Annotated in this window: 32 protein-coding genes; 13 read left to right on the top strand and 19 right to left on the bottom strand. The window is 64.2% G+C overall.

Translation table 11 applies throughout. The annotated features are described in order from the left end of the window. Positions 1-32: 32 nt before the first annotated feature. The 3 genes from H4W01_RS12760 to queE all read left to right on the top strand — a co-directional run bounded on the left by H4W01_RS12760 (position 33) and on the right by queE (position 1,967). On the top strand, positions 33-473 hold the full coding sequence (locus tag H4W01_RS12760) for a DUF3617 domain-containing protein (RefSeq protein ID WP_209611388.1): 441 nt from the start codon (positions 33-35) through the stop codon (positions 471-473). Positions 474-631: 158 nt separating this feature from the next. Continuing rightward, positions 632-1,330 carry a 7-cyano-7-deazaguanine synthase QueC gene (gene queC, locus H4W01_RS12755; RefSeq protein WP_209611386.1) on the top strand — a complete coding sequence of 233 codons (699 nt, stop codon included), beginning with the start codon at positions 632-634 and terminating at the stop codon, positions 1,328-1,330. Between the two features lie 4 nt (positions 1,331-1,334). Next, positions 1,335-1,967 (top strand): 7-carboxy-7-deazaguanine synthase, encoded by a 633-nt coding sequence (queE, locus tag H4W01_RS12750; protein WP_209611384.1) that lies wholly within the window; start codon positions 1,335-1,337, stop codon positions 1,965-1,967. 19 nt (positions 1,968-1,986) lie between these two features. Here the strand turns inward: queE and H4W01_RS12745 are convergent, their stop codons facing one another. The 3 genes from H4W01_RS12745 to lipB all read right to left on the bottom strand — a co-directional run bounded on the left by H4W01_RS12745 (position 1,987) and on the right by lipB (position 3,871). Beyond that, complete coding sequence (locus H4W01_RS12745; protein ID WP_209611381.1) at positions 1,987-2,661, bottom strand: hypothetical protein; 675 nt, start codon at positions 2,659-2,661, stop codon at positions 1,987-1,989. A gap of 176 nt (positions 2,662-2,837) precedes the next feature. Beyond that, positions 2,838-3,095, bottom strand: coding sequence for a hypothetical protein (locus H4W01_RS12740; RefSeq protein ID WP_010403843.1), 258 nt, complete (start codon positions 3,093-3,095; stop codon positions 2,838-2,840). Between the two features lie 89 nt (positions 3,096-3,184). Further along, positions 3,185-3,871: a lipoyl(octanoyl) transferase LipB gene (gene lipB / locus H4W01_RS12735; RefSeq protein ID WP_334685258.1), complete on the bottom strand. Its 687-nt coding sequence runs from the start codon at positions 3,869-3,871 to the stop codon at positions 3,185-3,187. Between the two features lie 129 nt (positions 3,872-4,000). Here lipB and H4W01_RS12730 point away from each other — a divergent pair, with 129 nt between their 5' ends. Both H4W01_RS12730 and H4W01_RS12725 read left to right on the top strand, forming a co-directional pair. Continuing rightward, positions 4,001-4,840: a hypothetical protein gene (locus H4W01_RS12730; protein WP_209611377.1), complete on the top strand. Its 840-nt coding sequence runs from the start codon at positions 4,001-4,003 to the stop codon at positions 4,838-4,840. Continuing rightward, positions 4,837-5,574 carry a hypothetical protein gene (locus tag H4W01_RS12725; protein WP_010403838.1) on the top strand — a complete coding sequence of 246 codons (738 nt, stop codon included), beginning with the start codon at positions 4,837-4,839 and terminating at the stop codon, positions 5,572-5,574. The genes H4W01_RS12730 and H4W01_RS12725 overlap by 4 nt, the downstream gene beginning before the upstream one ends. On the opposite strand, the gene H4W01_RS12720 is transcribed toward H4W01_RS12725, so the two are convergent. The 3 genes from H4W01_RS12720 to H4W01_RS12710 form a co-directional block, all read right to left on the bottom strand. Continuing rightward, on the bottom strand, positions 5,547-6,137 hold the full coding sequence (locus tag H4W01_RS12720; RefSeq protein ID WP_209611375.1) for a GNAT family N-acetyltransferase: 591 nt from the start codon (positions 6,135-6,137) through the stop codon (positions 5,547-5,549). The two genes, H4W01_RS12725 and H4W01_RS12720, sit on opposite strands and share 28 nt — an antisense overlap. A 15-nt stretch (positions 6,138-6,152) precedes the next feature. Next, positions 6,153-6,992 (bottom strand): oxygen-dependent coproporphyrinogen oxidase, encoded by an 840-nt coding sequence (hemF, locus tag H4W01_RS12715; RefSeq protein WP_010403832.1) that lies wholly within the window; start codon positions 6,990-6,992, stop codon positions 6,153-6,155. A gap of 65 nt (positions 6,993-7,057) precedes the next feature. Next, a complete protein-coding gene (locus H4W01_RS12710; protein ID WP_209611373.1) occupies positions 7,058-7,507 on the bottom strand; it encodes a tRNA (cytidine(34)-2'-O)-methyltransferase in 450 nt (149 codons plus the stop codon). A 189-nt stretch (positions 7,508-7,696) separates the two neighbouring features. Between H4W01_RS12710 and petA the strand changes: the two genes are divergently transcribed. From petA to H4W01_RS12685, 5 genes are all read left to right on the top strand, one after another. Beyond that, complete coding sequence (gene petA / locus H4W01_RS12705) at positions 7,697-8,269, top strand: ubiquinol-cytochrome c reductase iron-sulfur subunit (RefSeq protein ID WP_010403829.1); 573 nt, start codon at positions 7,697-7,699, stop codon at positions 8,267-8,269. Positions 8,270-8,279: 10 nt separating this feature from the next. Then, positions 8,280-9,587, top strand: a complete 1,308-nt coding sequence (locus tag H4W01_RS12700) for a cytochrome b (protein WP_010403828.1) — start codon at positions 8,280-8,282, stop codon at positions 9,585-9,587. A gap of 15 nt (positions 9,588-9,602) precedes the next feature. After that, positions 9,603-10,421, top strand: coding sequence for a cytochrome c1 (locus H4W01_RS12695; RefSeq protein ID WP_209611370.1), 819 nt, complete (start codon positions 9,603-9,605; stop codon positions 10,419-10,421). Positions 10,422-10,532: 111 nt separating this feature from the next. Then, positions 10,533-11,069, top strand: coding sequence for an adenine phosphoribosyltransferase (locus H4W01_RS12690; RefSeq protein ID WP_209613354.1), 537 nt, complete (start codon positions 10,533-10,535; stop codon positions 11,067-11,069). Positions 11,070-11,166: 97 nt separating this feature from the next. Further along, the gene (locus H4W01_RS12685) at positions 11,167-11,553 is read left to right on the top strand and encodes a hypothetical protein (protein WP_209611368.1); all 387 of its coding nucleotides are present in this window, start codon (positions 11,167-11,169) and stop codon (positions 11,551-11,553) included. A 25-nt stretch (positions 11,554-11,578) separates the two neighbouring features. Here H4W01_RS12685 and H4W01_RS12680 read toward each other — a convergent pair whose 3' ends face one another. The 3 genes from H4W01_RS12680 to H4W01_RS12670 are packed head-to-tail and all read right to left on the bottom strand — an operon-like array spanning position 11,579 to position 13,971. Continuing rightward, positions 11,579-12,028: a MaoC family dehydratase gene (locus tag H4W01_RS12680; RefSeq protein ID WP_209611366.1), complete on the bottom strand. Its 450-nt coding sequence runs from the start codon at positions 12,026-12,028 to the stop codon at positions 11,579-11,581. 38 nt (positions 12,029-12,066) lie between these two features. Then, positions 12,067-13,359, bottom strand: a complete 1,293-nt coding sequence (locus H4W01_RS12675; RefSeq protein WP_209611364.1) for an alkaline phosphatase family protein — start codon at positions 13,357-13,359, stop codon at positions 12,067-12,069. A 60-nt stretch (positions 13,360-13,419) separates the two neighbouring features. Continuing rightward, on the bottom strand, positions 13,420-13,971 hold the full coding sequence (locus H4W01_RS12670) for a hypothetical protein (RefSeq protein ID WP_029622457.1): 552 nt from the start codon (positions 13,969-13,971) through the stop codon (positions 13,420-13,422). 166 nt (positions 13,972-14,137) lie between these two features. Here H4W01_RS12670 and H4W01_RS12665 point away from each other — a divergent pair, with 166 nt between their 5' ends. Further along, positions 14,138-14,410, top strand: a complete 273-nt coding sequence (locus tag H4W01_RS12665; protein ID WP_010403819.1) for a hypothetical protein — start codon at positions 14,138-14,140, stop codon at positions 14,408-14,410. Positions 14,411-14,478: 68 nt separating this feature from the next. Here the strand turns inward: H4W01_RS12665 and H4W01_RS12660 are convergent, their stop codons facing one another. From H4W01_RS12660 to H4W01_RS12615, 10 genes are all read right to left on the bottom strand, one after another. Continuing rightward, positions 14,479-15,984, bottom strand: a complete 1,506-nt coding sequence (locus H4W01_RS12660; protein ID WP_209611363.1) for a hypothetical protein — start codon at positions 15,982-15,984, stop codon at positions 14,479-14,481. 52 nt (positions 15,985-16,036) lie between these two features. Further along, positions 16,037-16,348, bottom strand: coding sequence for a hypothetical protein (locus H4W01_RS12655; RefSeq protein WP_209611362.1), 312 nt, complete (start codon positions 16,346-16,348; stop codon positions 16,037-16,039). Between the two features lie 38 nt (positions 16,349-16,386). Further along, complete coding sequence (gene ychF / locus H4W01_RS12650) at positions 16,387-17,487, bottom strand: redox-regulated ATPase YchF (RefSeq protein ID WP_209611361.1); 1,101 nt, start codon at positions 17,485-17,487, stop codon at positions 16,387-16,389. A gap of 96 nt (positions 17,488-17,583) precedes the next feature. Then, on the bottom strand, positions 17,584-18,189 hold the full coding sequence (locus tag H4W01_RS12645; protein WP_010403813.1) for a TIGR02466 family protein: 606 nt from the start codon (positions 18,187-18,189) through the stop codon (positions 17,584-17,586). Further along, entirely contained in the window at positions 18,186-18,761 is a 576-nt protein-coding gene (gene pth, locus H4W01_RS12640; protein ID WP_209611359.1) for an aminoacyl-tRNA hydrolase, read from the bottom strand. The genes H4W01_RS12645 and pth overlap by 4 nt, the downstream gene beginning before the upstream one ends. Before the next feature lie 120 nt (positions 18,762-18,881). Next, entirely contained in the window at positions 18,882-19,505 is a 624-nt protein-coding gene (locus tag H4W01_RS12635; protein ID WP_209611357.1) for a 50S ribosomal protein L25/general stress protein Ctc, read from the bottom strand. A gap of 301 nt (positions 19,506-19,806) precedes the next feature. Next, entirely contained in the window at positions 19,807-20,670 is an 864-nt protein-coding gene (locus H4W01_RS12630; RefSeq protein WP_209611355.1) for a TraB/GumN family protein, read from the bottom strand. Next, on the bottom strand, positions 20,667-21,566 hold the full coding sequence (locus H4W01_RS12625) for a TraB/GumN family protein (protein ID WP_435804168.1): 900 nt from the start codon (positions 21,564-21,566) through the stop codon (positions 20,667-20,669). The genes H4W01_RS12630 and H4W01_RS12625 overlap by 4 nt, the downstream gene beginning before the upstream one ends. 21 nt (positions 21,567-21,587) lie before the next feature. Continuing rightward, positions 21,588-22,022 carry a hypothetical protein gene (locus H4W01_RS12620; protein WP_154651280.1) on the bottom strand — a complete coding sequence of 145 codons (435 nt, stop codon included), beginning with the start codon at positions 22,020-22,022 and terminating at the stop codon, positions 21,588-21,590. Then, the gene (locus H4W01_RS12615) at positions 21,997-22,203 is read right to left on the bottom strand and encodes a helix-turn-helix transcriptional regulator (protein ID WP_040601584.1); all 207 of its coding nucleotides are present in this window, start codon (positions 22,201-22,203) and stop codon (positions 21,997-21,999) included. The genes H4W01_RS12620 and H4W01_RS12615 overlap by 26 nt, the downstream gene beginning before the upstream one ends. A gap of 217 nt (positions 22,204-22,420) precedes the next feature. Here H4W01_RS12615 and H4W01_RS12610 point away from each other — a divergent pair, with 217 nt between their 5' ends. After that, entirely contained in the window at positions 22,421-23,287 is an 867-nt protein-coding gene (locus H4W01_RS12610) for a glycine--tRNA ligase subunit alpha (protein ID WP_040601902.1), read from the top strand. Positions 23,288-23,492: 205 nt separating this feature from the next. Beyond that, positions 23,493-26,033 (top strand): glycine--tRNA ligase subunit beta, encoded by a 2,541-nt coding sequence (gene glyS, locus H4W01_RS12605; protein ID WP_209611351.1) that lies wholly within the window; start codon positions 23,493-23,495, stop codon positions 26,031-26,033. Positions 26,034-26,081 lie beyond the last annotated feature (48 nt).

Here is a 26,081-nt window from a genome sequence, read left to right as displayed (position 1 = left end):
GCTCTGCCCGGGGCCGAACGGGGTTTGAACGAATGCGGATATCGAAGGTCGCGCGCGCGCTGGTTGCGGCGGTGATGGTCGGCGGGTTGGTTGCGGCAGCCCCGACCGCAGCACCGAACACCGGGCCGACTCTGGCGGCGGTTGCCCGGATCGAGCCTGGCCAATGGCAGATCAAGGAGCTTGGCTCCGACTCGCCCGGGCGGACGCTGTGCATCGCGGATCCCGCAATTCTGATCCAATACGGACATGGTAGCGCGCAGTGCCAGCGTTTCGTCATTGATAACGAGCCGGATGTGGCCACCGTGCATTATACTTGCCCGGGCAATGGCCATGGGCGCACCACGTTCAAGGTTTCGACGCCGCGCGCCTTCAATTTGGACACGCAAGGGATCGTCAGCGGCGCGCCATTCGACTATCATTACGAGGCACGCCGGATCGGGGCGTGCCCGCCCGGTGCCAGCACGGCGCGTTAAGCCGGTCTTTAGAGTCTCCCGATATACATCCCGCGTGCTGTATGGCACGCGTTTCTCCCAATTCGCCCCGTTAGGGGAACCCCTGGGTCGCTTTCGGGCGGCCCGATTTTTATGCGCTGCTTGCGTAAGGCGGGGATGGTGATTACCTCCCTGGCATCATGACATTGGAACAGACCTCTTCGGTCGCCCCGCTGGCAGTCGTGCTGGTGTCGGGTGGCCTCGATTCGATGGTAGCGGCAGCGATCGCGCGCGAGCAGGGCTATCGTTTGCTCGCGCTCTCGGTGGATTATAACCAGCGCCACCGCATGGAGCTGGCATCGGCGCGGCGCATCGCCAGTGCGCTGGGCGCAGTACGCCATGTCGTGCTGCCGCTCGATCTCGCGGCGTTTGGCGGGTCGGCGCTGACCGACGATATCGCGGTCCCGAAGGATGGTGTGCAGCCCGGCATCCCGATCACCTATGTGCCGGCCCGCAACACGATCTTCCTCAGCCTCGCGCTTGGCTGGGCAGAGGCAGCGGGCGCGCGCGACCTGTTCATCGGGGTCAATGCGCTGGATTATTCGGGCTATCCCGATTGCCGTCCGGAGTTCATCGCGGCGTTCGAAAGCCTGGCCGAACTGGCGACCAAGGCCGGGGTGGAGGGGAGCCCGTTCCGCATCCACGCGCCGTTGCAGCACATGACCAAGGCCGACATTGCGCGCGAGGCGGCGCGGCTTGGTTTGGACGCAGCGATGAGCTGGTCCTGCTATGATCCAGCCCCCGGTGGCCTGCACTGCGGCACGTGCGACAGTTGCCGACTGCGCAAAAAGGGCTTTGAGGAAGCGGGCTTGCCGGATCCGACCGGCTACGCGGTCTGACGCGATGTCCTATGCCGTCAAGGAAATGTTCCTGACGCTCCAGGGGGAGGGCGTGCAGGCCGGGCGTCGCGCCGTCTTCGTCCGTTTTGCCGGGTGCAATTTATGGTCGGGGCGCGAGCAGGATCGCGCCAGCGCGATCTGCCGCTTCTGCGATACCGATTTCGTCGGCACCGATGGCGCAGGCGGCGGCAAGTTTGCCGATGCAGTCGCCCTGGCGGAGGCGGTAACGGGCTTTTGGGGGGACGGTGCCGACAGTCGCTTCGTCGTGCTGACCGGCGGCGAGCCGATGCTTCAGATCGACGATGCGCTGGTCGAGGCGTTGCACGGCGCGGGGTTCGAGATCGCGATCGAAAGCAACGGCACACTCCCGGTCCATCCGGGCATCGACTGGGTGTGCATCAGCCCAAAAGCCGACAGCGTCGTGGTGCAGCGGACCGGCGACGAGTTGAAGCTGGTCTGGCCCCAGCCCGGCACCGACGTCGCCGCGTTGGAGCAGTGGGCGTTCGCGCATCATCTCGTCCAACCGCTCGACAGCCGCGATGCGGTGGCGAACCATGCCGCCGCGATCGATCTGGTCATGGCACGGCCAAAATGGCGGCTGACGCTGCAGGCGCACAAGGCGTTGGGCCTGCGCTGACCCAACGCCGCCGCGGGTGTCAGCGGTAGGTCAGCTCGAACGGGCCACACTTCTTGGCCACCCACTCGTTGCGCTTCGACCAGCAGATCGAGTCCAGCCGCGGCACGGCAAGGCGGGTGTCGACGCGCACGCGGCGGGAGAAGCGCTCCTCGCCCCACGGCACCAACGCGTTGCGCAACGCGTTCATCTCGGCGATCGCGACTTTGTACAGCGTGCCGCGCGGGGCGTAGGCAGCGTGCGTGGCAATCGTGCTGGCGGTCTGGCAAAAGCCATATTGCGCGGCGACCGTGGTAAAGGCGGAATAGGTGCGCGTGCCGTAACGGTCCATCGCCGATATGCCGACCTTCGCGCCCTTGTTCGTGCGAACGAAATACTTGTTTATCGTATCATACGCTTTTTTCAGCTCATCCTTATGATTTTCAAGGATGATATTGTAATTTTGGAGCGTCAGCAGCGACGGTTCGAATTTGCACTGCAGCGCCGCGACGTTGAGCGCCGAGCGCAGGTTCCATACCAGATTGGCGCGGACTTCGTCTTCGGTCGCGCCGGGCAGGGATGGCAGGCCGGGCTCGTCGCCGCGGGCGGGTGGGCCGCTCATGTCATGTGACTGGAAGAAGAATTGGGCCGAGGCGGGGCCAGCAAGTGCGGCACTCGCGACAGCGGCCAGCACGGCAAGGGTACGCAACACAGTCATTCGAAGCCTCTCGTTCACACACTTTGCAATTACGGCGTTTTTTCGCGCGCCCCAACCCTAATCGCGCATCCTGCAGCGCGAGGCTACCCGCAAATGCGGTGTACCGAACGGTGGAATCGAAAAGGCCGCCCGGTCGCCCGGACGGCCTTCGATACAATCTTTCCCGAAAGGGAAGATTACATCTTGTTCGTGGTCGTGGTCGACGTGGTGTTGGTGGTCATGGTGTCGTTCGAAACCATCGCACCGTCGTTTGCCATCGCGCCGTCGGTCGACGTCATCGTGTCGTTGGTGGTCATCGTGTCGGTCGAGTTCAGATCGGTGACCATCGTGTTGTCGGTCGTCGTCGTTTCGGTCTTCGGGGTGCATGCCGAAATGGCGATCGCAGCAACAGCGATCATCGAACCAGCAGCGACCTTGGAAATGAATGCACGCATTGGAAAGCTCCCTAGATAATGGATTTGGTTGGCCTCGAGACCTTTAATACCCAAACCGTGGTGGACATTAGTCCGGATCGGCGCGCCCCTCAAGCCCAGTTTTCTGCCGTAGAAGAATGAGTTTGCAGAAACGCTGCGAATCGCAACGCCAGCGCCGCGTCAAAAGTTGCAAAATCGGTCGGGCGTCCCAGCATTTCCATGCTCGTCACCGCATAATCAGCGAGGCCGCACGGCACAATTCCGCTGAAATGAGAAAGGTTTGGCGACAGGTTGACCGAAAAACCGTGCAGCGTCACCCAGCGCCGCACGCGCACGCCGATCGCACCGATCTTGGCCTCGGCCACACCACCATCCTTGGCCAAATCGGGGATGTTGGTCCAAATGCCAACGCGTCCGGGTGCCCGAAATGCCGTGACCCCCAGATCTCCGAGCGCCGCGATCACCCATCCTTCCAGCGCGTGGACAAACTGCCGAACGTCGCGACCGCGCCGGTTGAGGTCGAGCATAACATAGCCGATGCGTTGGCCGGGCCCGTGATAGGTATAGCGTCCGCCGCGCCCGGTCTGCACCACGGGAAAGTGCGGATCGCGCAGCTCGGCCGGGTCGGCGCTGGTGCCGCCGGTGTAGATTGGGGGATGTTCGAGCAGCCACACCATCTCGCGCGCGGTGCCCGCAGCGATGGCTGCGGCGCGCGCTTCCATTTCGGCGACCGCCGCTTCATAGGGGACGGGGGCTGGCGCTATGCGCCATTCGATGTCGTCAGTCTTGCAAGTCACGCCCCGAGAAATGGCGTAGGCGGTCCGCTCGCGCAAGGGACGGTTTGCGACACAGTGGCGGGCGGCAAGACATTGCGCTACCGCCTGATCGCGGCACTATCATTGGGTTAGATGCGGGGAGACAGATACGTGATCACGACGATGAGCACCGTGTGGGATCGTACGGCCGAATTTGTCAGCGACAATCTGGCCGCGCTCATGCCGCTCGTTCTGTTCGGCATTTTCGTGCCGCTCACGCTGATCGGCAGCTTGATGCCGCTGATGGGGACGGGTGGCCAGCCGGCCGATGTGGCGCTTGGCCTGGTGGTGTTGGCGCTGTCGCTGGTGTCGAGCTGGGCCGGGATCGCGATCACCGCACTCGCTTTCGATCCGGCGGCGGGGCGCGCGGCGGCGGTGCAGGTGGCCAATCGACGGTTGTTGCCGGTGATTGGGGTTGGTCTTGTCACCTTGCTCGTCGTGCTGCTGCTCGCCGCGCCGATTTTCATCGCGTTTGCGCTGAGCGGGGTCGACATGGCCGCCTTGGCAGCAGGAAAACCGCCTTCGGGCGCGGTCAATCAGGGCGCGCTGACCTTCGGCTCGCTCTACACCCTGTTGCTCGGCCCGGTCCTGTTCTGGGGCTATGCACGCTTCGTCGTGCTGGCCACGCCGATCATGGTGATGGAGCGGCGCGGGCTCGGTGTTTATGCGCGCGCGTTTGTGCTTACGCGCGGTATCACCTGGAAGGTCATGGGGGTGATCTTGCTATATGGCGGCGTATCGTGGGTCGCCTCGGCTGCGGCCAAACTGGTGTTCGGCACGGTCTTCGGGCTGCTGATCGGCGGGGAGGGGCAGTTGAGCGTTGCGACCGTGTTGACCCAAATTACCGTTGCCGCCGTATCGACGATCTTCTCGCTCTTGGCGGTTGCGTTCGTCGCCAAACTCTATCTTGCAACGCGCGATGCGCGTGAGGCGATCGTCGAGGTTTCATGAAACTGGATGTAGCAGGCGTCCTTCGCGACGCCTGGGAGATGGCAAAGCGCGATTCCGAGCTGCTGCTCGGTATCGCGGGACTGTTCTTGTTCCTGCCCGATCTGGCGGGGACGATCTATATCGCGCCCATGCCCCCGCAGCCGACGGTCATGAATGAGGCTTCGGCAGACCTTTGGCTCAGGCAGATTGGCCTATGGGGCCAGCAATACGAACTGTTGGTCATTGTGCTCGGTTTGCTGTCGCTGTTCGGGGTGCTGGCGCTGTTCGTGGTGTATGCCGACCGCGCGCGTCCGACCGTGAGCGGTGCGCTTGGTCAGGCCGGTGCGTTTCTGCCGCATTATCTGCTGCTGGCGCTGGTTGTCGGCGTGCCGGTCAGCATCGGCTCGATATTGATCTTTCCAGGGCTGTATCTCAAGGGCCGGTTGCTGCCGGTTTCGCCCGTCTTTGTGGCGGAGCGACCGATCGGCGTGTTCGCGGCATGGCGGCGCAGCTTTGCGCTGACGCGGGGCAACGGCCTGGTGCTGATGGGCCTGGCGTTTGTCCCCTTGCTCGGGGGGCGCTTGATCGCGTTGCCGTTCGAGCTGCTCGGCACCGCGCTCGACGGCGCGCCGATGGCCAATCCGGTGGTGGCGGCGGTGCTCGATGCTGGAATTGCCGGCGGGCATACGCTCGGCACCGTCGCGGCGGTGCTGATCGAGATCGCGCTTTATCGGCGGCTGAGCAGCGGAATCTGAGGTGCGCTGTCGGGCGGCAAATGCCCGGTGACGCGCGGATCGGGAAAGGTCTCGATCGTCCGCTTGATCGCGACGAACCCCTGCGCGCGGTAGAAGTTGAGCGCCGACGGATGATCGAGCGTGCAGGTGTGGACCCACACCCGCTCGATCCCCTTGCGCCAGCCGCGCGCGAGCGCCTCCGCCATCAGCCAGCGGCCAAGCCCTTTGCCCGCCAGTTCGGGCACCAGCGCGAAATAGGAAATCTCGCATTGGCCCGATTCGCGAAAATCGAGCTCGAGCATCCCGACTTCGATCCCTGCGCGGTCGACCACGGCGTGGATCGCGACATTGGGATCGGCGAGAATCGCGCCGAGCGCGCGCTCGTCCATCACCAGCCGGGAAAACCACAGCCACGGTGCCCCGACGCGGCGGAACAGCGTGCGATAGGCGTCGATGCTCGGCGCGTCCCACGCGACCAGCCGCATCGGGGAGGCGGGCAGCGGGCGCAGCGGCGGGCGCTGCCGCATTTCGAGTGTGGTGACGATCGTCGCCACCTCATCGTCGCGAACCGCGATCAACCCCATCTTAATGCCCCGACATCAGGACCAGGTTGCCAGCGGCGGCAAGCTCATCAGGATCGCATCGATATTGCCGCCGGTCTTGAGCCCGAACAGCGTGCCGCGATCATAGACCAGGTTGAACTCGGCGTAACGCCCGCGCCATTCCAGCATCTGCGCGGTGTCGGCGGCGTTGAACGGCGTGTTCATCCGCCGCCGCACGATTTTCGGGTACACGTCCAGAAAGGCGCGGCCAATGTCCTGGATGAAGGCGAAGTTCTCGGCGAAATCCCCTTCCAGATGGTCGCAGAAAATGCCGCCAACGCCGCGGTGCACCTGGCGATGCGGGATATAGAAATAGTCCTCGGCCCATTTCGAATAGCGCGCATAATAATCGTCGCCATGCGCATCGCAGGCCGCGCGCATTGCCGCGTGGAATTCGGCAGTGTCCTCGGCATAGGGAATCGGCGGGTTGAGATCGGCCCCGCCGCCAAACCAGCGCTTGGTCGTGACCAGGAAGCGCGTGTTCATGTGGACGGCGGGCACATGCGGATTGGCCATGTGCGCGACCAGGCTGATACCAGTGGCAAAGAAGCTCGGGTCTTCGGCGGCACCGTGGATCGATTTGGCGAACTCGCCCTCGAACGCGCCGCCCACGGTCGAGACGTTGACGCCGACCTTCTCGAACACCTTGCCCTTCATCACCCCGCGTACGCCGCCGCCGCCATCGCCGCCATTGGGGTCGGCGCGGTCCCACTGGGTGTAGTCGAAGCTCGCCTCCGATCCGGCTTCCCGTTCGATCGCGACGAATTCCGCACAGATGAGGTCGCGCAGATGCTCGAACCAGTGGCGGGCGGCGGTTTGTTCTTGGTCCAGGTCCATGGGGCCGTTTTGCCGGGGTCGCGCGTCTAAGTCGAGATGCGATCCATCCCCCGTGGCGGGTAGGATCAGGCGGGCCAGCCGTTGGTCTGGCGCAAGGCCTCGGCCAGCGCGATGCCGGTTGCGACGGCGATGTTGAGCGAGCGCATCCCCTCGGCCAACGGGATGCGTACCGCCATGTCAGCGCGCGTATGCACCGCATCCGGCACGCCGCTGCCTTCGGACCCCATCAGTAACACGTCGTTCGGCTGAAAAACGGCGGTGTCGAGCCGCACCCCGCCGCGCGTCGTCAGCAGCACGATTCGCCCGGGCACCTGGCGTTCGAACGTCGCCCAGTCGAGGTGGCGGTGGACGTCCACGACCCCGGCATAATCCATGCCCGAACGGGCGAGGGCCTTCTCGCTCCAGGTGAAGCCGGTTGGCTCGATGACGTCGACCGGCGTTCCCAGGCATGCGCCAAGGCGCAGAATGGCACCGACATTTCCGGCGATTTCGGGCTGGTAGAGAGCAATACGCATAACCAGCGCCCCTACTCCTAAAATGCAGTTGGCAAAACACCGTCGCGCCGTCTAACAGAACGCTCAAGCTTCTCCGGCAGAGGGAAGGCGTTCAGGCGTGACCCACACGTCGTTCTTGTGAGGGTGACGTTGTCGGATTTTTCGTCGCGGCGTGTTTCAACACGGCGTGCGAAGTACAAGGGCAAGTGAATGGCAAGCGGAAACACCCTGGAAGTTCCCCGGCAGGATGAACCCCATCATGACGGCGAACCACGCCGCCGTGACTTTCTGAACATTGCGGCCGTCGCTGCCGCCGGTGTCGGCGGGATCGCGATCGTGGTGCCGCTGATCAACCAGATGAACCCCTCGGCCGACGTGCTGGCGCAATCGACCACCGACGTCGACCTGTCTAAGATCGAAGCGGGGCAGGGCATCGTCACCTCCTTCCGCAAGCAGCCGTTGTTCGTCCGCAACCTGACCCCGGCCGAAATCGCCGCCGCCGACAAGGTTGACGTCAAGACACTGCGCGACCCCGAAACGCTCGCACAACGCACGCGCGGCCAGAAGAACTGGCTGATCACGCTGGGCGTGTGCACCCATCTCGGCTGCATTCCGCAGGGCATCACCAGCGGCGAGGATCGCGGCCAGTTCGGCGGCTATTTCTGCCCGTGCCACGGCTCGCAATACGATACGGCGGCGCGCATCCGCAAAGGCCCGGCACCGAAGAACCTGTTCGTGCCGGAGTATAAATTCACGTCGCCAACGACGGTTACGGTGGGTTGAGGATAGAGATATGAGCTTCCCCTGGGCCAAGCATTACGAGCCGAAATCGGGCTTCACCAAGTGGATCGATGAGCGGCTGCCCTTGCCGCGATTGGTCTATGGCGCGGTCGGCGCGGGCTATCCCGTCCCGCGCAACCTCAATTATTTCTGGAACTTCGGCGTGCTCGCAGGGGCTGCGCTGGCGATCCAGATCGTCACCGGGATCGTGCTGGCGATGCACTATGCGGCCAATGGCGGCGTGGCGTTCGACTCGGTCGAGCATATCATGCGTGACGTCAACGGCGGCTGGTTCCTGCGCTATGCGCACGCCAACGGTGCCTCGATGTTCTTCGTGGTGGTCTATATCCACATCTTCCGCGGCCTCTTCTACGGATCGTACAAGGCCCCGCGCGAGATGATCTGGCTGCTGGGTGTCACCATCTTCCTGCTGATGATGGCGACGGCATTCATGGGTTATGTGCTCCCCTGGGGGCAAATGAGCTTCTGGGGTGCGCAGGTGATCACCGGCTTCTTCTCCGCGATCCCGGTGGTCGGCGATACGATCCGGATTTGGCTGCTGGGCGGATATGCGCCTGATGATGCCGCGCTCAACCGCTTCTTCTCGCTGCATTATCTGCTGCCGTTCGTCATCGCGGGCGTCATCATCCTGCACATCTGGGCGCTGCACATTCCGGGTTCGAACAACCCGACCGGCGTCGACGTGAAGGGCGAACAGGACACCGTCCCGTTCCATCCTTATTACACCGCCAAGGACGGCTTCGGCCTCGGCGTGTTCCTGTTCATCTTCGCGGCCCTCTTGTTCTTCGCGCCCAACAGCCTTGGCCACCCGGACAATTATATCCCGGCCAACGCGCTGCAGACGCCCGCGCACATCGTGCCCGAATGGTATTTCTGGCCGTTCTACGCGATCCTGCGCGCCTTCACGGTCGATTTCATCGGCATCCCGGCCAAGCTGCTCGGCGTGCTGGCGATGTTCGGGTCGATCCTGCTGTTGTTCTTCCTGCCCTGGCTCGACTCGTCGCCGGTGCGCTCGGCCAATTACCGTCCGCTTTATCGCATCTTCTTCTGGGTGCTGGTCGCCGATGTGCTGGTGCTCGGCTGGTGTGGTGGTTCGCCTGCGACCCCGCTTTATGTCATCATCAGCCAGATCAGCGCGGCCTATTATTTCGCGCACTTCCTGATCATCATCCCGATCATCTCGCGGGCAGAACGCCCGACGCCGCTGCCAAACTCGATCACCGAGGCGGTGCTGGCGAAGAAGGGTGGCACGTCACCGGCGCATACCGCACTCAGCGGTAGCGCGGTCCCGGCCGAATAAGGGGCATTACGAGCAATGGTTCGCGCAATCGCAATTCTCATCGGTGCCGGCTTCGTTGCCGTACTGTCCTGGGCGCTGTTCTGGTCGATCCAGGGGGTCATCACCGATCCCCCGGCCCCGACGGCGGTCGACGAATTCCATCTCCACCCCAAGGAGGTCGAGCTCGCGTCGAATGGCTTCTTCGGCACCTATGACCAGCGCCAGCTTCAGCGCGGCCTGCAGGTGTATAAGGAAGTCTGCGCCAACTGCCATTCGCTCAAGCATGTCGCCTTCCGCGACCTGACCCAGCTCGGCTACACGCCTGCGCAAGTGAAGAAGTTCGCGGCGGACTGGTCGGTCAAGGCCAAGCAGTTCGATCCGAAATCGGGCGACACGACCGAGCGGCCCAACACGCCGTCGGATTATTTCCCGACCGTATATTATCCCGGCACCGGCAACCCGCCAGACCTGTCGCTGATCACCAAGGCGCGGCATGAAGGCCCGGCGTACGTCTATTCGCTGCTGACCGGTTATACCGATCAGCCTGCGGCGTTGCTGAAGAAATTCCCCGACGCGAAGGTGCCGGACGGGCTGTATTACAACCCGTATTTCGCGAACCTCAACATCGCGATGCCGCCGCCGCTGTCGCAGGATGGGCAAGTCACCTATCTCGACGGGACCAAGTCCACCGTGCAGCAAAACGCCAAGGACGTGGCCGCCTTCCTGACCTGGGCGGCGGAACCGAACTTGCCGACACGGCACGCGTATGGCCTGGCGGTGCTCGGCTTCCTGCTATTCTTCTGCATCCTGGCTTACGGCGCGTATCAAAACATCTGGCGCGACATCAAGCACTGAGCCATGGACGACGCCCCGGCGCAGGCCGGGGCCCCGTCTGGCCGAGTGCGAGGCGAAGGGCTCCCCTTATCGCCGACCGGCCCCGGCCTGCGCGGGGGCGACGAGGATTTTATGGCCGAGAATGACGATCTGAAGGCGCTGATCCGCACCATCCCGGATTTCCCCAAGCCCGGCATCCAGTTTCGCGACATCACCACTTTGCTGCTTGATGCGCAGGGTTTCGCCAGCGCGATCGCGCGGATGGCGGCAGCCACGCGCGGGCCGGTCGATCTGGTGGCCGGCATCGAAGCGCGCGGTTTCATCTTTGCGGCGGCCCTTGCCGCTCCGCTCAATGCGGGCGTGCTGCTGATCCGCAAGGACGGCAAGCTGCCCGGCGCGACCATCGCCGAGGATTACGCACTCGAATATGGCACCGATCGCATCGCGGTGCATGAGGATGCGCTGGTGCCGGGGCAGCGCGTGCTGCTGGTCGATGACTTGATCGCGACGGGTGGCACCGCGCGCGCGGCGGTGCGGCTGCTGCGCAAGGCGGGGGGCCTGGTGGAGCAAGCCCAGTTCCTGGTCGACCTGCCGGATCTGGGCGGAGCCGACGCGTTGCGCGCCGATGGCCTTGCGGTGGATTCGCTGATGGGCTTTCCCGGCCACTAGACCTCGTCCAAGGAACCAATAGCGAGCGGTCGGGTTGATCGGGTAACGCCCGCGCCCCGCACTCCGCCGGGGGACAGCGGCACCAGAGGCCAATCCTATGTCCGTCATCAAACTTTCGCTTGCTGCCGCCGCACTCGTCGCGGTCGGCGGGCTGTCCGCCTGTGCCGATGATTATGGCTATTCGGGCGTGTCGGTCGGTTATGGGGCGAGCGCGTGGGACCCCTATTATGGCGGATATAGCGCCGATCCTTATTGGGGCTGGAACGGCGACTATTATTATCCGGGGTCAGGCTATTACGTCTACGATCGCCAGAACGTGCGGCACCGCTGGAGTGCCGAACAACGCGGCTATTGGCAGGGTCGCAATCAGCGCTGGCATAATGACCACCGCGAAATCCGCCCGATGTGGCGTGATTATGGTGTGCCCGGCCGCCCCGGCGGCGGCGGACATGGCGGCGGACGTGGCGGTCGCGGCCATCGCTGACGCGCGGTCACCGGCCAGATAAGCGCTATGCAATCGGCCGCGTGCGGATCAGCCCGATCGAAGTGAAGGTCATCACCGCCACGTCATGTTGGTTGAACACGGTCATCTTGCTGCGAAAGCTGCCCATTTCCGGGCGGCTTTGCGAGGCGCGCTTGTCGACGATCTCGGTCTCGCAGCGCAGCGTGTCACCGGGATAGACCGGTTTCAGCCAGCGCAATTCGTCGATGCCGGGCGACCCGAGGCTGGCCTGATCATTGGCTTTGAAATTTTCGACGACCATCGCCATGGTCATCGCGCAGGTGTGCCACCCACTCGCCGACAGCCGACCGAAATGGGTCTCGGCGGCAGCCTGGTCGGACAAATGAAAGGGTTGCGGGTCATAGGCCTTGGCAAAGGCCGTCACCTCGTCCCGCGTAACCGCGTACCGGCCGAACGACGCCTTGGTGCCGACCACTATGTCTTCGAAATATTGCATGCCGCCAGTGTCTCGCGCGCCAGCGATGAAGGCAACCCCTAGTTTCGGGCCGGACCTTTCACCGCAGCCCGAAACGGCGCGTCATCGCCGTCGAGGCCCGTTCCCGCTGGAAGGCCGAGCAGATCGCGCACCAGCGGGGCGACATCGACATTGTCGAACGCGGGCAGCGGCCCGAGCGCCGTGATCGCCGGGCCGCTCGCCACGAACAGCGCCGCCATTTCGGGGGCGGCATTGTCATAACCATGCGCACCGCCATCGGGGATATCCTTGGTCGACGCGGTCTTGTTGAGCAGCCAGCCGGTCTCGGCGAGGCAGAAATACGGCGGGATGCGCGGGTTGGTGCCGTAGTGCAGCCGCGCCGGGATCTCGCTTTTGCGCCAGCAATCATAATGCGCATGATGGCCGAGCAACGCCTTTTCCAGCGCGGCTTCATGGCCGGGCACCGGGTAGAAGCTCGCAAAGGGTCCGGCCTCGAACTGGCGATAGTCGGCTGAGTTGGCGACGCTATCCATCGCGATGGTGCGGCTTGCGCCGGTCCCGGCCATGCCGTGGTCCGCAACGATAACGAGGTTGGCCGGTTGGCCAAGCGCCTTCAGCCCCGCAACCAGCGCGCCGATCTGGGCATCGACCTTCGCGACCGCCGCCGTCGTTTCGGCGGCATCTGGGCCATAGGTGTGCCCGGCGCTGTCGACCGCATCGAAATAGAGCGTGAGGAAGCGCGGGCGCATCGCCGCCGGGCGACGGAGCCAGTCGAGCACGCCTGCGACGCGCTGTTCGCCAGGCACCGCCATATCGAACGGCCACCAATCTTCAGGCCGTACGCCACTGGTCGGCTCGCCGTGCCCGCCCTTCATCGCGCCGCCCCAGGCGACGTTCGAGCCCGGCCAGAACATCGTCGCACTGCGCACGCCGCTGCGCTCGGCGGTGACCCACACAGGTTCGGCTTCGTTCCACCAGAACGGATCCCTGGAATTTTCCATCGTGAAGGTCACGCCTGGCCGACCCGCGTCTTCCATGGAATTGGACACGATGCCGTTGCGGTCGGGGCGCAGGCCGGTGACGAGCGTCCAATGGTTGGGGAAGGTCTTGGACGGGAAGGACGGCCGCATCGCCGCGCTGATGCCACTGGCGGCCAGCGCATCGAGAGTGGGCGTCACCCCGCGCGTGCGGTAATCGGGGCGAAAGCCGTCGATCGAGATGAGAATGGTGACGGGAGCACGCGTTTCCGTCTGAGCAATGGCTGCTGGCTTGGGGCCTGAGATGGGGGCCGTGACGCATGCCTGCAGGGCGGCGCACAAGGCGGCGGCGAAGATCCGGGTTGTCCAGCGCATGTGCGTCCCTGTGCGGCGGAAATGCGGCACGGCTATGACAGTGGGGAGCACACACTCGGCCTACTGGACATCAGCAGGTTGCAAGGCTGATCGGACCCAGGCGAAATGCGAGATGACCGCGCTTGCATCGGCATCCAGCGCTTGATGGTAATGATGTTCGTGCGAACTGGGGATCATCGGTTCGCCCTCATGAAAGCCGATCGAGCGCAAGGCCTGAACGACACAATCGGTCCGACCATATGCGTGAATAAGATTGTGCCGATCCCAGACGATGGTCGCTTGGTCGGAGGGGGAATGAACCCACAGGTCGAAGCGAGCGTCCCTGCAGAGAAAATTGTCGAATTCCTCCAGAAACCCAGTCAATTCGCCGCGCGTCAGTCCTGGACTTTGATATCGGCCTGGATCCGCTTCTCCTCGCGGTGTGTGCAGAACGTAAAGCACAAAGACTGGCGGCTCTAAGCACTCGGACAGCTTACGAAATACCAATGAGTCGCTTCCTGGCGCGGTCGCCGTAACTTTTCCTGCGGCACCGGCGCGGGCCTCAATCTTGAACACTGGCGGGTGTGAATGCTCCGACCACACGCCATCGATTTGCGATCCGATTTTGAACATGAATGCCGGCATACGCTCCGTAATCGAAGGCCGCTATTCCATTATCGACGGTCGCAGCGTTCCCGGCGACGGCAACGGGACATGTTTTGTCACAATAGAGAGAGGGGCGCGCAAGGTCGCTCCGCCATATCGGTCCGCAATAGCCGGATCATAGGAGGAGCCCGCCATGTCTTTGTTGAAATATGCCGCACTTTCGTTCGCCATCGTTGCCGCGCCGCTGAGCGCACAATCGCTGTCCGATACGCATGAAATGCGCTGGGCGCCCGTGGGCAAAATCCCCGCGGTGACCTATCACGCGATCAAGCGCGGCTGCGAGCAGCGCACCGCCCCGATCCATCTCTCGGGTAAGACGCAATTGGCTCCCGCACCCGCCGCTGAAGGTTGCGTCCAGGTGATCGCCAGCGCCGACCGCCGTGACCAGAGCAAGGCGGTCGACTGACCCGATTGCCTGCAGCACAGGCGCAAGGGCGGCACCGGGGAGCAGGGCTCTCCGGTGCCGTCTTCGTATCAATGCCCGAGCGAGACCTTGGCGAACAGGCTGAAGCTCAGCGGGAAGCGCCCATAAGCCGCATCCAGAAGGGCGGGCTTGTCATAGATGCCGACCGCGCCGCCCAGCGCCAACTCGAACGGCCCCACAAAGCGCAGGCGATAGGCATAGCCGCTCTCCAGCTTGCTCACCCGCACCTTGCGGTCGTGCAGCGGATCGAGCGGGTTCGGGAACAGCTCGTCATTCGCCACATTCTCCGCGCGGGCGAACAGCGTGTGGTGGCGGTCAATGTCCCAATTGGCCTCGGCCAGCCATGCCGTCAGCACGCGCCCGGGCAATTTGTGCTTGTTGGAGAAAGCGAGCAGCGCGGAGACGCCGTGCGCGGCATATTGCACGCTCGCGGTGGTGCGCGCTTCGTTGCGAAAGGCTTCAAGCTGTTCGGGGCTCTTCAGCCAGCCATGGCTGACTTGCACCGCCCAGGCAGGGGAGGGCGTCCAGGTCGCGCGCACGCTCCACGAATCGAGGCCCGGCTGCTCGATATTCCAGCGATATTGGTCGGGCTCGCGGCCGCGAAAGGCTGATGCCTCGATTTGCCAGCGCGCCGTGCCATAGCCCGCCGTCACCACGCCGTAGCTGATATGCGTGCTGTCGAACCAATGGTGCGTGATCGGGCTGAGCGGCTGATATTGCGCGGAGGCGCGGTGCATGAAGGCCGATGGCCCGAGCGCCGGCTCGGCCACGGGGCCGCCATAGAGGAACAGGCTGCCGTGCGCGGTGTCGACGTCGAGCCGCGCCGCCAGTTCCATGAACAGATCGTGCGGGTGCTGGCGATCGGTCAATTGCGTGGTGCCGTTGGCGGTCTCGCCGGTGGCGAACAAATTGGGATAGCCCTTCGCCCCCATCGCGGGCTCCAGGCTCATCATCGACCGTAGTTGCAGCCGCACACCCCCGAAATCGCGCGTGCCGGTGAGCATCGCCATCGATTCGACGAACGCCTCCTGATCGTCGCGCGGGCCCCCCTGGTTGGTATAGACGCTGGTCGCATAGCCGTGGAGCATTACCATCCAGTCGCCCGTCGCGAGATGCAGACCCTTCATCGCGCCGTCATTGCCGGGATTGCGCGAGGTGCCGGACCCGTCGCCATAGGCATGGTCGGCTGGGCCCATCGCCATGCCGGGCATGTCGGGCATCGCGGGGGTGGCGTCTTCTTTCTCCTTCTCCGGCGAAGGCCGGGGCCCAGGTGCGGAGGTGGTCATAGGCGGGGGCGGCGCTTCCGCCTCCACCGGCCGCACCTGGGCCCCGGCCTGCGCCGGGGAAGGCAGCGGGGGAGATGGCGGGGAAGGTTGTGCGGCAGGCGGATGCACCGCCGGGTGCGCGTGTTTCACCACCGGCTTGGGTTTCGCCTTGGGCTTGGGCTCGGCGGGCATTGGCATGTCCATCTTCATGCCGGGCATCATCTGCGCAAAGGCAGGCGCGGGCAGCAGCGCAGACAGCGCGCAGCCCGCGATCAACATCGATCGGGTCATCGGAAAATCCTCAACGGGGAAAGCATGCGGGCGGGCGCGATGGCCCGCGGGATCACGCAGTCCAGCGCGGCGGAGGGACGATCGGTGGTGTGGCCGTGGCCGGATCAAACGCCATCGCGACGATGCGACGCGGCACGGCCACCGTCACGCCCGGCGCATCCACCCCGCGCGCGGCAAGGCTGGCCGGAGGAATGCAGCCAATGCAGATATGCGGCACGGTTGCGGGATCGTCCTGGCGCGGCATGTGGTGCATGCCCTGCGCCATCGGCGCGGCCATGGGCATCTCATGGCACGACTGCCCATGCGCCATCGCCGGGATGGCAAAGGTTGCCAGCAGCAGCGCAAGGATCAGGCGGGCGAACATCGCGACCAGCCTAGGCCGCGCGTCGCCCGCCGACAAGATCACACGTTGAAGCGGAAATTCAGCACGTCGCCGTCATGGACGACATATTCTTTGCCCTCCTGGCGCAGCTTGCCGGCATCGCGCGCACCGGTTTCGCCGCCGAGCGTGACATAATCGTCATAGGCGATCGTCTCGGCGCGGATGAAGCCGCGCTCGAAATCGGTGTGGATCTCGCCCGCGGCCTGCGGGGCCTTGGCCCCGGCATGGACGGTCCAGGCGCGCGCTTCCTTGGGGCCGACGGTGAAGAAGGTCAGCAGCTTGAGCAGCCGGTACCCCGCGACGATCACGCGCGACAGGCCGGTTTCGGTCAGCCCGAGTTCGGCGAGGAAGTCTCCGCGCTCTTCGGGCTCCATCGTGGCGATCTCGGCCTCGATCGCGGCGGAGACGACGACGGCTTCTGCCCCCTCGGCCTTGGCTTTCTCGAACACGCGCGCCGACTGCGCATTGCCGTTAGCAGCGCTCGTTTCCTCGACATTGCAGACATAGAGCACCGGCTTGGCGGTCAGCAATTGCGCCTGCTTGAAGGCGCGGGCTTCGTCCTCATCCTTGGGGACGGTCAGCCGCGCGGGCTTGCCTTCGCGCAGCAGCTCGAGCGCCTGGCCCAGCACCGAAGCGGCGACCTTGGCGTCTTTGTCGCCCTGCGTCGCCTTCTTCAGCAAATTGGGGACGCGCTTTTCGAGGCTTTCGAGGTCGGACAGCATCAATTCGGTCTCGACCGTCTCGGCATCGGCGATCGGATCGACCTTGCCTTCGACATGGGTGACGTCGTCATCCTCGAAGCAGCGCAGCACATGCACGATCGCGTCGACTTCGCGGATATTGCCGAGGAACTGGTTGCCGAGGCCTTCGCCCTTGGACGCGCCGCGCACCAGCCCGGCAATGTCGACAAAGCCCAATTGCGTCTCGATGATCTTCTGCGATCCCGCGACCGCGGCGAGTTTGTCGAGCCGGGGGTCGGGCACCGCGACGTTGCCGACGTTCGGCTCGATCGTGCAGAACGGATAGTTCGCCGCCTGCGCCGCCGCGGTCTGCGTCAGCGCATTGAACAGGGTGGACTTGCCGACATTGGGCAGCCCGACGATTCCACAGCGAAAACCCATGATGATCCTTGAAGCACGATATGTGTGATGCGCCGCCGATACGGCTTCCGGCGCCGGAATGCCAGAGACGGCGCGGCATTGGACGGAAGGGAGGGCCTACCAGCGATAGTTGAAGCTGACGCTCACCCGCTCGCTCTTGGCGGTGCCGGGCGCGACTTCGTGGCGCAGCCAGCTTTCCCACAGGAACACGCTGCCCGCCTGCGGCTCGACATAGACGAAGGGTTTCAGCATTTCGGGCGCATCGTCGCGCCGCGTTGGGGCCGCCATCATCATCGGCAGGCGCGGGTCTTCCAGCTTGAGCGCACCCGCGCCCTCCGGCACGACGATATAGACCGTGCCCGAAATCACGCTGTGCGGGTGGACATGGCCCGAATGCATCCCGCCGGGCTTGAGGACGTTCACCCACAGGCTGTCGAGTTTCAATTTGCGGTCGTTCAGGTCGAACGCGCAGTCTTCGGCGAACTTGGCGACATGCTTGTTGAGCAGCTTGACCAGATCGGCAAAGGCCGGGTCGCGCATCGGCAAATCGTTGAGCGAGGCATAGGAGGTGTAACCGCGATAGCCATGCGCCTTGGACCAGGCGCGCCCGGCGCGGTCATCCTCGGCCAGCGCCTGGCACGAGCGGTCGAGATCGGCGACCAGAGCGGCGTTCTTCAACTTGCCTTCGTAGAACGGCGTCGCGAACAGCGTGCGCACGGTCATTTCGTCTCTCCCAGTCGCAGCGCGACATCGCTCATGAAACGGCCATCATCGCCCTTGGCCAGCCACGGTGCCTCGGCCCCGATCGCGCCGAGCAGATCGGCCAGCGGCTCCATCTCGGCCTTGGCGTAATTGCCGAGCACATAGGGGCTGACTTTGTCTTTGTGGCCGGGGTGGCCGATGCCGATGCGCACGCGGCGAAAGGCGTTGCCGATATGCGCCTCGGTCGAGCGCAGGCCGTTATGCCCGGCGGTGCCGCCGCCGGTCTTCACCTTGACGCGAAACGGATCGAGGTCGAGCTCGTCATGGAAGACAGTGACGTCGCCAGTATCGAGCTTGTAGAAGCGCATCGCTTCGCCGACGCTGCGACCGCTCTCGTTCATAAAGGTCGCGGGTTTGAGCAGCAGGATCTTCTCGGAGCCGATCCGGCCCTCCTGCGTCCAGCCCTGAAACGCCTTTTTGACGGGGCCGAAATCGTGCAGCTCGGCGATGATATCCACCGCCATGAAGCCGACATTGTGGCGGTTGAGCGCATATTGCGCGCCGGGGTTACCCAGGCCGACCCAGATTTGCATTCAAGACTCCCTCTCCCCTCCGGGGAGAGGGTAGGGGAGAGGGGCTGTCCTCCGCGCTTGCGCCCGGTTCAGCCCCTCTCCCAACCCTCTCCCCGGAGGGGAGAGGGCTTTGTCCTCCAATTACGCCGCCGTGTCAGCCGCAGCGGCGTCTTCTGCCTCTTCGGTCGCGGTCGGCACCGTCGGCGGGACGATCGTCGCGATGGTGAAGTCGCGGTCGGTGATCGCCGGGGTCACGCCCTTGGGCAGCGTCACGTTCGAGATGTGGATCGAATCGCCGATCTCGCGGCCAGCCAGCGAGATGGTGATGTCGTCGGGGATCTCGGCTGCGTCGCACACCAGTTCCAGCTCGTGCTGGATGATGTTGAGCACGCCCTTGCCGGTCTTGATGCCGGGGGCTTCTTCCTCATCGGTGAACACGACGGGGACGCTGACGTGGACGGTGGTGTGCGCGCCGATGCGCAGGAAGTCGGCATGGACCGGACGCTCGGTGACGGCGTCGAACGACACGTCCTTCGGCAGGGTGCGAACCTGCTGGCCATCGACTTCGATCATCACGACCGAATTCATGAAGTGACCCGTCATCAGGAGGCGCATCAGCGCCTTTTCCTCGACGTGGATCGACTGGGGATCTTGCTTGTTGCCGTAGATTACGGCGGGGACGCGGCCTTCGCGACGAAGCAAACGGGAGGCTCCCTTGCCAACCTGTTCGCGCGTCTCGGCTGCGAGCTCCAATTGGTCGCTCATTGCATTACTCCGATATGCGTGTGTGTGGTCTTTCGGCCAGGCCTCCAGGGATGACCCTGACCGAAGCGCGGCGCTATAGGGAAAGGCGGGGCAAAGCGCAATATGCGCTGTCCCACGTCCGGCGGAAGCCGCTGCCATCGCGCAAGCGATAAAAAAGGCTGCGGTGGGTAGGGGTACTCGATCACACGCGCGACCACTTCGTGCCTTTGCGCCTTTGTGCGAGAAAAAGTCTTTTGATCGCACGAAGCCACAAAGGCACGAAGAGAAGGAGAAGGCGTTGCCTGCGGCGCTGCGGTGTCTCTTATTCTACCCGCTCGACCTTCAGCCCGCGCTTGCGCAGCAAGTCCACCACCGATCCCGGCCCGACCAGATGCCCGGCACCGACCGCCACGAACACACGCCCCGGCCGCGCCATCCGCCGCACGATCACGCTGGCCCAGCGCGCATTGCGGTCGGCGAGCAGCGCCTTGCCGATCGCCGGATCGCGCCGCAGCGGGGCGACTGTCGTGGCGAGCGCGGCGTCATCGCCCGCCGACCACGCCTTGAACAAATGCGCATAGCCGCGCGCAGCGTCCTGCGCATCGATCGCCGCCTGTACTAGCAGCACGCGCTGCGCCGCGACGGGCAGACGATCGAACAGCCGCAATTGCCCGTCGCGCGTCTCCAGCGCGCCGATCGCCTTGCCGGTGAAGCGCCGGGTGAGCACCGGCTCGACCCCCTCCGCCGCGCTGGCTTGCTCGGCATGGCCGGCACCCGCCGTGATCGTCAGCGCCGCCGCCCAGGTCTTAAGTCGGTCGAGATCCGCTGCCGATTGCCCCGCCACCGCCATGCCGCGCGCCAGCGTCGCACGGTCGGCCACGGGAACCCGCGCCGCGATAGGCGGCAAGCCCGGCTGCTCGGCCAGCGCCACGAACTCCGCGCGCGCCGCTGCGGGGTCGGCGGGCGGCACTTCCAGGATCAGCGTATCCGCCGCATCGACCGCGCGCGCGACGGCGGGGGTTTGCCAGTCGACGCCGGGCGGCAGCGCGTGGATCGTCCCGAACAGCCAGATCGTGGTATCCCCATCCGCCACCCGCCATAGCGCCGGATGCGCCTTGGTCTCGGGCGCTCGCGCACAGGCGCACAGCCCCAGCGCCAGCCCGAGACCAAGCCATCGCCGCCTCAATAGCGGACTCGCTCGGCGACCAGATGATGCTTGGCGAGATAGGCCTGCACGCTGTCCTTGCCCGCCAAATGCCCCGCGCCGACCGCGATGAACACGGTGCCCGGCGTCTTCAGCCGGTTGTCGATCCAGTCGGCCCAGCGCGCGTTGCGATCCGCCAGCAGCACTTTGTAGAGATTGGGCTGGCTGCTCAAATCCTCGTTCATCAGCGCGCTCAGGCCCTCGGCATCGCCCGCTTTCCAGCGATCGAGCATGGCGTTGATCGTCGCATCGAATTTGTCGATTTCCTTCGCGCTCGAGATGAGGAAGGCGATCTGGTCGGCTTGCGGCAGAGTGTGGAAATAGCCGAGCTGCTGCTCCAGCGTCTCGAGCCCCGAGACCGGCTTGCCCGATGCCGTGGCCGCAGCATTCAGCGCGACTTCCACGCCCTCCGCCGCGTTGAACCCGGCCTTTTGCAACTCGATCTGCGCCAGCGTGACCCCGGCGAACCACGGCTCGAACGTGTCGAAGGCGGTTTCAGGAATGCCGAGCTTGGCCATGGCTGCGGCATAGACCTTGCGGTCCTCCGCGCTCAGTTTCTGGGTCAGCGGTTTGCCGGTCGCGTCCATCGCCAGCGGCACGATCACCGCTTTGGCTTGTTCCTGGGTCGGCAGCGGAATTTCGAGCACCAATTGCCCGCTCGCATCGAACGCCTTGCGCACCGCCGAATCGAACCAACTGAGCTGCGGCTTCAAGGCATGGATCGTGCCGAACAGATAGATCGTCGTGTCCTTGTCCTTCACCACCCATAAAGCCGGGTCGGCGGGGATGGTGGCGGCAGCGGGGGGCGTCGTCTGGGCGGCCAGCGGTGGTGACAGCAACAGCGCGACGGTGCTCAGCAGATAGCGCATTTTCATCATCAATATCCTTGTGCAAGCGCCTTAGCGAAACCGGCGATAGAGAAATGCCGCACACGCCACCAGCATCGTGATCCCGAAGATCACGTCGCCATTGGCGTTGGCCGTGACCCCGGACCAAGCCAGAAACCGCCAGCCGACATACAGCAGGAGATAGGCGTTGATGCCCGCCAGCCCGGCCCATTTGTTCGCCTCCAGCTCCAGCTCATCGACGGCGCGAAAATAGTGATAGGAGCCAAGCCCCGCCGCAATCACGAACAGCGCCACGCCGATGATCGCCGCAGCCTGCGCCAAGGTGGTGCCTTCCCCCGCCGCGGTCACCGCGCCGACGACGCCACCAATCAGCCCGCCGGCGATCATGAGCCGGACGATAATCCCGGTATAACGGCGGTGGTACGCCTTGAGCCGGGCCTCGCCCGATGGCGTTTCCGGTTCAGCCGACATTGTTTTCCCCATCATCGAAAATCTCCTCGATTGCCATGTTGAACAGTCGCCCGATGCGGAATGCGAGGGGGAGCGAGGGATCATATTTGCCCGTTTCGATGGCGTTGACCGCCTGGCGCGACACATCGAGCCGCCCGGCAAGCTCCGCCTGGCTCCAGTCGCGTTCGGCGCGCAGCACTTTCAGGCGATTCTTCATGATATCCTTCGCAAATGCCCTTTGCATGGTCATTATCCCCTTACTAAAAGTCAGGTGACCCTTACTTTATAGGCATGGCGCACAGTGATTGTCAACAACACCTGACAAAAAGTCATGTGAGCGTGGCATGGCGTTTGCGCGTCGCAACGCTTGGTTGAATTTCCCGCCGCGCTGCGCCAAAGCCCGCGGCGTGACCCAACCGCTCAGCTTCCAACGCATGATCCTCACGCTCCATGAGTATTGGAGCCAGCACGGCTGCCTGATCCTGCAGCCTTATGACATGGAGATGGGGGCGGGGACCTTTCACCCGGCGACGACGCTCCGCGCGCTCGGCCCCGAGACGTGGAACGCCGCCTTCGTCCAGCCGTGCCGCCGCCCGACCGATGGTCGCTATGGCGAGAACCCCAACCGGCTGCAGCATTATTACCAATATCAGGTGATCCTGAAGCCGAGCCCGCCCGATTTGCAGGCGCTGTACCTCGGCAGCCTCGCCGCGATCGGCATCGATCCGCTGGTCCATGACATCCGCTTCGTCGAGGATGATTGGGAGAGCCCGACGCTCGGTGCCTGGGGGCTGGGCTGGGAAGTGTGGTGCGACGGGATGGAAGTGACGCAGTTCACCTATTTCCAGCAAATGGGCGGATACGACATGAAGCCGGTTGCGGGCGAGCTGACCTACGGGCTCGAACGCCTCGCTATGTACATCCAGAACAAGGACAGCGTGTACGATCTGGCGTTTAACGACGCTGGCGTCAGCTATGGCGACGTGTTCCATGAGAATGAGGTCGAGATGTCGACCTGGAATTTCGAAGTGGCCGATACCGACAGCCTGTTCGACCAGTTCAAGAAGCATGTCGCCGAATGCGAGAATTGCCTCGGCAAGCAGCTTCCGATCCCGGCCTATGAGCAGGCGATCAAGGCCAGCCACATCTTCAACCTGTTGCAGGCGCGCGGCGTCATCTCGGTGGCGGAGCGCCAGGCCTATATGGGCCGCGTCCGCGATCTGGCGAAGGGCGCGTGCGGCGCGTGGATCGCGCACAACACCGCCAAATGGGAAGCGCGCTTCCCGGGGTGGGCCGCATGAGCAGCGCCGCAGGCAAAACTGCCCTTCTTCTCCTCCGCGTCCTCCGCGCCTCCGCGCGAACCAATCTTCTTTTTGCGCGCAGAGGCGCAGAGGACGCAGAGATGGCTCTCTTCGTGTCTTCGCGCCTTTGTGCGATCAAAGACTTTTTCTCGCACAAAGACACAAAGGCACAAAGCGGTTGCGCTTGTGATCGGCTGGTACGCGCATGACCGACTTTTTGCTTGAGCTGCGCTCCGAGGAAATTCCTGCGCGGATGCAGGATCGTGCGCGCGAGGATCTCGCCAAGCTGTTCACCGCTGAGATCGCCAAGAGCGGCCTTACCGCCAGCGAGATCGTCACCTACGCCACCCCGCGCCGCCTGACGCTGATCGCGCGCGGCTTGCCGGTCGAAACAGCGACGGTCTCGGAAGAGACCAAGGGCCCCAAGGCCTCCGCCCCGCCGCAAGCGCTTGAAGGGTTCCTGCGCAAGACCGGCCTCACGCGCGAGCAACTGGTCGAGCGCGATGGCGTGCTGTTCGCGGTGGTCGATAAGCCGGGCCGTGCGACCACGGCGGTGCTGGCCGAGGCGATCCCGGCGATCATCCGCGCCTTCCCTTGGCCCAAGGCGATGCGCTGGGGTGCCAGTTCGACCACGATGGAATCGCTGCGCTGGGTGCGCCCGCTGCAAGGCATCGTTGCGTTGTTCGGCGATACGGTGGTGCCGGTCGAGATTGTCGGCGTGCAGGCAGGCGCGGCTACCGTCGGCCATCGCTTCCACCATCCCGGCATCATCACGATCGGCTCGGCCGACGATTATGTCGAGAAACTGCGCGCCTGCCATGTCATCGTCGACCAGGCCGAACGCCGCCAGATCATCGCGCTCGGCGCGACGATGGCGGCACGCAAGGCGGGGCTCGAGCTGGTGCAGGACGAGGGCCTGTTGACCGAAAATGCCGGTCTCACCGAATGGCCAGTGCCGCTGCTCGGCCGCTTCGACGAAGCGTTCCTCAGCGTGCCCCCCGAAGTGATCCAGCTCACCGCGCGCGTGAACCAGAAGTATTTCGTGTGCCGTGCTCCCCTCCCGCTTGCGGGAGGGGCTGGGGGAGGGGCCGAACTGGCTGTATCCCCATCGGCTGAAGGCTTGCCCTCCCCTAACCCCTCCCGCAAGCGGGAGGGGAATCTGGCGAATGCCTTCGTCTGCACCGCCAATATCGATGCGGCCGATGGCGGCGCGAAGATCGTCGAGGGCAACCGCAAGGTGCTGGCGGCGCGCCTGTCCGACGCGAAATTCTTCTACGAAACCGATTTGAAGGTGCCGCTGGAAGAGCAAGCGGCGAAGCTCGACCGGATCGTGTTCCACGAGAAATTGGGCACCGTCGCGGACAAGGTCGCGCGCGTTGCGAAGCTGGCGCGGTGGTTGGTGGAAGAGGGCATTGTTTCTTCTCCCTCTCCCCGCTCGCGGGGAGAGGGTCGGGGAGAGGGGGAGTCACAAGCGCCGTCTTCCGATCCTGCCCCTCTCCCGACCTCGCTGCGCTCGGCCACCCTCTCCCCTGAAGGGGAGAGGGAGACTTTGGCCGCGCTCGCCTATCGCGCAGCCCTCCTCTGCAAGGCCGATCTCGTCACCGGCATGGTCGGCGAGTTTCCCGAATTGCAGGGCCTGATGGGCGGCTATTACGCCGCCGCCCAAGGCGAAGACCCCCGCGTCGCCGCCGCGATCCGCGATCATTACAAGCCGGTCGGGCAGGGCGATGCCGTGCCGACCGATCCGGTGACGGTGGCGGTGTCGCTGGCGGATAAGCTGGATACGTTGTTTGCCTTTTTCGCATTCAATATGCCGCCTACCGGAAGCAAAGATCCCTTCGCTCTGCGGCGGGCCGCGTTAGGCGTGATCCAAATTATAATCACGAACGATCTAAGGGTTGAGCTCACATCGATTTTTGATTTTTGCGCCCAGCTTTTGAAAGTGACGTTGGAGAACGTCCTTTCTCGCATGGAAAATGAGGATTTTTTCTTCAAGTATGTTAACGAGTCTGAGATTGGAAGTGTTCGCGAGGGTGATGCAAGCTGGCTAATGAGAAATGGCAGGGTGCTTGTCGTCGATGCCCGCGAATTGCTTCAAGAGCTCGTGACGGGGTTTAGTAAAGCACCTGCCTCGGTGATCGACTTCTTCGCCGACCGCCTCAAAGTCCAGCAACGCGAAGCCGGTGTCCGCCACGATTTGATCGACGCGGTGTTCGCGCTCGGGGGGGAGGATGATCTCGTCCGCTTGCTCGCGCGCGTTCATGCGTTGCAGGCGTTTATCGGGACCGAGGATGGGGTGAATTTGCTCGCGGGCTATAAGCGCGCGGCGAATATTTTGAAGAAAGAGGGCGTTTCTCCCTCTCCCCTCCGGGGAGAGGGTCGGGGAGAGGGGGACGCTGCAACAGGCGGTTCGCTTGATATTTCAGTACCGCCCCTCTCCCCGACCCTCTCCCCTGAAGGGGAGAGGGAGAAGATTGCGCTGTCCTACACGCCCGAACCGGCAGAGGCTGCGCTCGCGCTGGCGCTCGATTCGGCCGAGCCTGCCGCCGCCGCCGCCGTCGCGCGCGAGGATTTCGAAGCGGCGATGGCAGCGCTCGCTACGCTGCGCGCGCCGATCGATGCGTTTTTCGAAGGCGTGATCGTCAATGATCCCGTGCAGGAAAAGCGCGCCGCCCGGCTCGCTTTGCTTGATCGGGTCCGTGCTGCGGTGCACAATGTCGCAGACTTCTCCAAGATCGAGGGCTGAACGGACGCGCACTTTGCCCTAATTTTAGCCTCACCTTCCAAACGCCTC

This window comes from Sphingomonas sp. PL20 (assembly GCF_017875905.1).
In the GTDB taxonomy this organism is placed as follows: domain Bacteria; phylum Pseudomonadota; class Alphaproteobacteria; order Sphingomonadales; family Sphingomonadaceae; genus Sphingomonas; species Sphingomonas echinoides.
Note: the sequence above shows the minus strand (reverse complement) of the source record. Positions and strands in the feature narration are given on the sequence as shown.

Bases quoted from the DNA above. Each gene is read 5' to 3' on its own strand.
- H4W01_RS12760 (WP_209611388.1), top strand. From the start codon at position 33: ATGCGGATATCGAAGGTCGCGCGCGCGCTGGTTGCGGCGGTGATGGTC.
- queC (WP_209611386.1), top strand. From the start codon at position 632: ATGACATTGGAACAGACCTCTTCGGTCGCCCCGCTGGCAGTCGTGCTG.
- queE (WP_209611384.1), top strand. From the start codon at position 1,335: ATGTCCTATGCCGTCAAGGAAATGTTCCTGACGCTCCAGGGGGAGGGC.
- H4W01_RS12745 (WP_209611381.1), bottom strand. From the start codon at position 2,661: ATGACTGTGTTGCGTACCCTTGCCGTGCTGGCCGCTGTCGCGAGTGCC.
- H4W01_RS12740 (WP_010403843.1), bottom strand. From the start codon at position 3,095: ATGCGTGCATTCATTTCCAAGGTCGCTGCTGGTTCGATGATCGCTGTT.
- H4W01_RS12725 (WP_010403838.1), top strand. From the start codon at position 4,837: ATGAAACTGGATGTAGCAGGCGTCCTTCGCGACGCCTGGGAGATGGCA.
- H4W01_RS12720 (WP_209611375.1), bottom strand. From the start codon at position 6,137: ATGGGGTTGATCGCGGTTCGCGACGATGAGGTGGCGACGATCGTCACC.
- hemF (WP_010403832.1), bottom strand. From the start codon at position 6,992: ATGGACCTGGACCAAGAACAAACCGCCGCCCGCCACTGGTTCGAGCAT.
- H4W01_RS12710 (WP_209611373.1), bottom strand. From the start codon at position 7,507: ATGCGTATTGCTCTCTACCAGCCCGAAATCGCCGGAAATGTCGGTGCC.
- petA (WP_010403829.1), top strand. From the start codon at position 7,697: ATGGCAAGCGGAAACACCCTGGAAGTTCCCCGGCAGGATGAACCCCAT.
- H4W01_RS12700 (WP_010403828.1), top strand. From the start codon at position 8,280: ATGAGCTTCCCCTGGGCCAAGCATTACGAGCCGAAATCGGGCTTCACC.
- H4W01_RS12695 (WP_209611370.1), top strand. From the start codon at position 9,603: ATGGTTCGCGCAATCGCAATTCTCATCGGTGCCGGCTTCGTTGCCGTA.
- H4W01_RS12690 (WP_209613354.1), top strand. From the start codon at position 10,533: ATGGCCGAGAATGACGATCTGAAGGCGCTGATCCGCACCATCCCGGAT.
- H4W01_RS12685 (WP_209611368.1), top strand. From the start codon at position 11,167: ATGTCCGTCATCAAACTTTCGCTTGCTGCCGCCGCACTCGTCGCGGTC.
- H4W01_RS12680 (WP_209611366.1), bottom strand. From the start codon at position 12,028: ATGCAATATTTCGAAGACATAGTGGTCGGCACCAAGGCGTCGTTCGGC.
- H4W01_RS12675 (WP_209611364.1), bottom strand. From the start codon at position 13,359: ATGCGCTGGACAACCCGGATCTTCGCCGCCGCCTTGTGCGCCGCCCTG.
- H4W01_RS12670 (WP_029622457.1), bottom strand. From the start codon at position 13,971: ATGTTCAAAATCGGATCGCAAATCGATGGCGTGTGGTCGGAGCATTCA.
- H4W01_RS12665 (WP_010403819.1), top strand. From the start codon at position 14,138: ATGTCTTTGTTGAAATATGCCGCACTTTCGTTCGCCATCGTTGCCGCG.
- H4W01_RS12660 (WP_209611363.1), bottom strand. From the start codon at position 15,984: ATGACCCGATCGATGTTGATCGCGGGCTGCGCGCTGTCTGCGCTGCTG.
- H4W01_RS12655 (WP_209611362.1), bottom strand. From the start codon at position 16,348: ATGTTCGCCCGCCTGATCCTTGCGCTGCTGCTGGCAACCTTTGCCATC.
- ychF (WP_209611361.1), bottom strand. From the start codon at position 17,487: ATGGGTTTTCGCTGTGGAATCGTCGGGCTGCCCAATGTCGGCAAGTCC.
- H4W01_RS12645 (WP_010403813.1), bottom strand. From the start codon at position 18,189: ATGACCGTGCGCACGCTGTTCGCGACGCCGTTCTACGAAGGCAAGTTG.
- pth (WP_209611359.1), bottom strand. From the start codon at position 18,761: ATGCAAATCTGGGTCGGCCTGGGTAACCCCGGCGCGCAATATGCGCTC.
- H4W01_RS12635 (WP_209611357.1), bottom strand. From the start codon at position 19,505: ATGAGCGACCAATTGGAGCTCGCAGCCGAGACGCGCGAACAGGTTGGC.
- H4W01_RS12625 (WP_435804168.1), bottom strand. From the start codon at position 21,566: ATGATGAAAATGCGCTATCTGCTGAGCACCGTCGCGCTGTTGCTGTCA.
- H4W01_RS12620 (WP_154651280.1), bottom strand. From the start codon at position 22,022: ATGATGGGGAAAACAATGTCGGCTGAACCGGAAACGCCATCGGGCGAG.
- H4W01_RS12615 (WP_040601584.1), bottom strand. From the start codon at position 22,203: ATGAAGAATCGCCTGAAAGTGCTGCGCGCCGAACGCGACTGGAGCCAG.
- H4W01_RS12610 (WP_040601902.1), top strand. From the start codon at position 22,421: ATGATCCTCACGCTCCATGAGTATTGGAGCCAGCACGGCTGCCTGATC.
- glyS (WP_209611351.1), top strand. From the start codon at position 23,493: ATGACCGACTTTTTGCTTGAGCTGCGCTCCGAGGAAATTCCTGCGCGG.